This window comes from Vibrio sp. 1288 (assembly GCF_033344475.1).
Window position 1 is genome coordinate 1 of record NZ_JAWPOX010000763.1, and the last position, 610, is coordinate 610.

General features: G+C 46.9%; 1 protein-coding gene. It reads right to left on the reverse strand.

Features of this window, described 5'->3' with window-relative positions; translation table 11 throughout:
• Positions 1–139: 139 nt before the first annotated feature.
• The coding region (locus tag R8O11_RS29230; protein WP_318195124.1) for an alkaline phosphatase D family protein at positions 140–610 on the reverse strand (471 nt) is incomplete at its 5' end.

The window sequence follows — 610 nt, forward strand, 5'->3', positions numbered from 1 at the left end:
GAAAATCCAAAAGCTGAAATCATCGAAATTCTCAGCAAAGAGTACGGTTTGATCGACTAGCTATCCGAAAGCTGATTGAAAATTGCCAACAAAAAAGTCCGCCTTGATGAGCGGACTTTTACTTTTTCGCCAGTTTAGATTAGATAATGTCTAACGTTGTGCCATTTGTCGTAGACGCCGACTTCGTCGTCACCTGATACTTTTTGTCTTTGATGGTCGACACCAAGTACCACGTCGATTGAGCGGCATCAGCAGTAAAGGTCACTCGCATAAAGCCACGTTGTTTGATGTCAGCCCATTGCAGCTCGGAGACTAAATGCGGCAAGGTGTATTCCATTTGAGCAATCGCCACCGGTTCCAACGCCAAATACTCTTCTAACCCCGGAGAGCTCACCGAGCTCGTCGCAAACTCGACCCCTATCGGATTGTTTGACACATCTTTTAACTCACTTGCCCACGCGTTGTGAGTATCGCCCGCTAAACACACAAAATTGCCACTGCTTGCCTTGACCAGTTGGTAGACTTTTTCACGCTCGACATAGTAACCATCCCAAGCATCGAGGTTGTAAGGCAGAGAAATGGGATCTGCACTTGGATCGGCAAGATAACC